The organism is Glycomyces lechevalierae (assembly GCF_027622945.1).
In the GTDB taxonomy this organism is placed as follows: domain Bacteria; phylum Actinomycetota; class Actinomycetes; order Mycobacteriales; family Micromonosporaceae; genus Glycomyces; species Glycomyces rutgersensis.
Window position 1 is genome coordinate 1 of sequence record NZ_JAPZVQ010000031.1, and the last position, 3,444, is coordinate 3,444.

Consider the following 3,444-nt stretch of genomic DNA (forward strand, 5'->3'; position numbering starts at 1 on the left):
ATGTTTGGCGGTGTCCTGCTCTCCCACACCCTCTCGAGTGCAGTACCATCGGCGCTGGAAGCCGTAACGACCGGGTTCGGAATGGGACCGGGTGTGTCACTTCCGCTCTCACCACCAAACAAACCATTGAAACCAACAGTCCGTTCAGCGATCAAGCCAGGCCACGAGACGTGTCTCGTGGCAGGCGATCGAGCCAACAGTGTTGTCTCAGAATCGCATAGCGTGCGTGAATGCCTCGTTCTATCAAGACCGAATGTTATGTTAAGTTCTCGGCGGTTAGTACCCGTCCACTCCACGTCTTGCAACGCTTCCATGTCGAGCCTATCAACCCCGTCATCTACAGGGCGCCTCACCAGGATAAACCTGACAGAGATCTCATCTCGAAGCACGCTTCCCGCTTAGATGCTTTCAGCGGTTATCGCTCCCGAACGTAGCCAACCAGCCATGCCCCTGGCGGGACAACTGGCACACCAGCGGTTCGTCCATCCCGGTCCTCTCGTACTAGGGACAGCCCTTCATCAAATCTCTTACGCGCGCGGCGGATAGGGACCGAACTGTCTCACGACGTTCTAAACCCAGCTCGCGTGCCGCTTTAATGGGCGAACAGCCCAACCCTTGGGACCAACTCCAGCCCCAGGATGCGACGAGCCGACATCGAGGTGCCAAACCATCCCGTCGATATGGACTCTTGGGGAAGATCAGCCTGTTATCCCCGGGGTACCTTTTATCCGTTGAGCGACACCACATCCGTACGTCGGTGCCGGATCACTAGCCCCTGCTTTCGCACCTGCTCGACCCGTCGGTCTCACAGTCAAGCACCCTTCTACGCTTACACTCACCGACCGGTTTCCAACCGGCCCGAGGGTACCATTGGGCGCCTCCGTTACCATTTAGGAGGCAACCGCCCCAGTTAAACTACCCACCAGGCACTGTCCCCCGACCCGATCAGGGCCGCGGGTGAGACACACCACCAGATCAGAGCGGTATTTCACCAACACCTCCACCACGACTAGCGTCGCAGCTTCCCAGGCTCCCGCCTATCCTACACAAACCAAGCAATGCATCAATACCAAGCTATAGTAAAGGTCCCGGGGTCTTTCCGTCCTGCCGCGCGAAACGAGCATCTTTACTCGTACTGCAATTTCGCCGAGCATGTGGTTGAGACAGCGGGGAAGTCGTTACGCCATTCGTGCAGGTCGGAACTTACCCGACAAGGAATTTCGCTACCTTAGGATGGTTATAGTTACCACCGCCGTTTACTGGCGCTTCAATTCACCACTGCAGGCCAAAGCCTTGATGGATCCTCTTAACGTTCCAGCACCGGGCAGGCGTCAGTCCATATACCTCACCTCACGGCTTCGCATGGACCTGTGTTTTTAGTAAACAGTCGCTTCCCCCTGGCCTCTGCAACCCCCTCCAGCTTCCGCACGCACGTGCCACCAGAAAGGGCCCTCCTTCTCCCGAAGTTACGGAGGCAATTTGCCGAGTTCCTTAACCACACATCACTCGAACGCCTCAGTATACTCTACCTGACCACCAGTGTCGGTTTAGGGTACTGGCCGACTACCACTCGCTAGAAGCTTTTCTCGACAGCACGGGATCACCGAATTCACTCAAAAGAGCTATGCTTCAGCGCTCACCCTCCAGGCCGAACCTGGGACCCTCCGGATTTACCTAGAGAATCGGGCTACCACCTTACCCCGCCTAATCCACCAGACGGTACAGCTACCCCACTGCGTCACTCCATCACTACGCTACACACGGAAAGGACCCCAACCACTCACCGACAAACAACCACCCGAAGGCGACCACTCGCCGGCTCACAGCCGGTTAGCACAACCGCTATCACTCATACGCGGTACTCGGGTACCGGAATATCAACCGGTTATCCATCGACTACGCCTCTCGGCCTCGCCTTAGGCCCAGACTAACCCAGGGCGGAACAACCGTCCCCTGGAACCCTTAGTCAATCGGCGCACAGGATTCTCACCTGTGTTTCGCTACTCATGCCTGCATTCTCACTCGTACAAAGTCCACCCCATGGGTTACCCCGGAGCTTCACCCCATGTACGACGCTCCCCTACCCAACCCAAGCTCCCATAGGAACCTGGCATTGCTACGGCTTCGGCGGTGCACTTCAGCCCCGCTACATTATCGGCGCAGAACCACTCGACCAGTGAGCTATTACGCACTCTTTCAAGGGTGGCTGCTTCTAAGCCAACCTCCTGGCTGTCAACGCGACCCCACATCCTTTTCCACTCAGTGCACCCTTAGGGGCCTTAGCCGGTAATCTGGGCTGTTTCCCTCTCGACGACGGATCTTCTCACCCGCCGACTCACTGCCGCACTCAACACCATGGCATTCGAAGTTTAGCTGAGCTCAGTAACCGACACGGCCCATCACCCAACCAGCGCCCTACCACCACGGAGCAACATGCGACGCTGCACCTAAATGCATTTCGGGGAGAACCAGCTATCACGGAGTTTGATTGGCCTTTCACCCCTACCCACACCTCATCCCCCCAGTTTGCAACCTAGGTGGGTTCGGGCCTCCACGACCTCTTACAGCCGCTTCACCCTGGACATGGGTAGATCACCCCGCTTCGGGTCTACAACACACCACTCAACGCCCTATTCAGACTCGCTTTCGCTCCGGCTCCACCACACGGCTTAACCTCGCGGCATACCATAACTCGCAGGCTCATTCTTCAAAAGGCACGCCATCACCCGCCTACCAGAAGCAAGCTTCTGGCCGGGCTCTGACGGTTTACAGGCACATGGTTTCAGGCACTCTTTCACTCCCCTCCCGGGGTACTTTTCACCATTCCCTCACGGTACTCTCCACTATCGGTCACCGGACCTCTTTAGGCTTAGCAGACGGTCCTGCCAGATTCACACGAGCCTCCACGAAACCCGCGCTACTCGGGTGCACCATCCGAACACCACCAACAACCTTCACCTACGGGACTCTCACCCTCTCCGGTCGGCTTTCCCACGCCGTTCGACTAGCTGCTGATGCGTGAACCTGAACTCGGCAGAATTCAACGACGATGTCCCACAACCCCTGACCCGCAACGCCTGCCGGCTATCACACGAACCAGGTTTAGCCTCCTCCGCTTTCGCTCGCCGCTACTCACGGAATCACTCTTGTTTTCTCCACAGCAGGTACTGAGATGTTTCACTTCCCCGCCACACCACCAACCAGCCTATACATTCAGCCAGCGGCAACCAGTCATCAAACTGGCTGGGTTACCCCATTCGGAAACCCTGGGATCAAAGTCCAGTTGGCAACTCCCCCAGGCATATCGCAGCCTCACACGTCCTTCATCGGTCATCCGGCACCAAGGCATCCACCATGCGCCCTACACAACTTAACCAACACACGGTCAAATCAGATAGAAACAAAGACACTCACGCACACTATACAAATCTCAAACAACACAGC

The 3,444-nt window shown here is 56.9% G+C and carries 2 rRNA genes; both read right to left on the minus strand.

Going from position 1 to position 3,444, the window contains the following annotated elements:
* Positions 1-2 precede the first annotated feature (2 nt).
* Positions 3-119 (minus strand): 5S ribosomal RNA (gene rrf, locus O2L01_RS25530).
* Positions 120-257: 138 nt separating this feature from the next.
* Positions 258-3,376: ribosomal RNA gene (locus O2L01_RS25535) — 23S ribosomal RNA — on the minus strand.
* Positions 3,377-3,444: the final 68 nt, after the last annotated feature.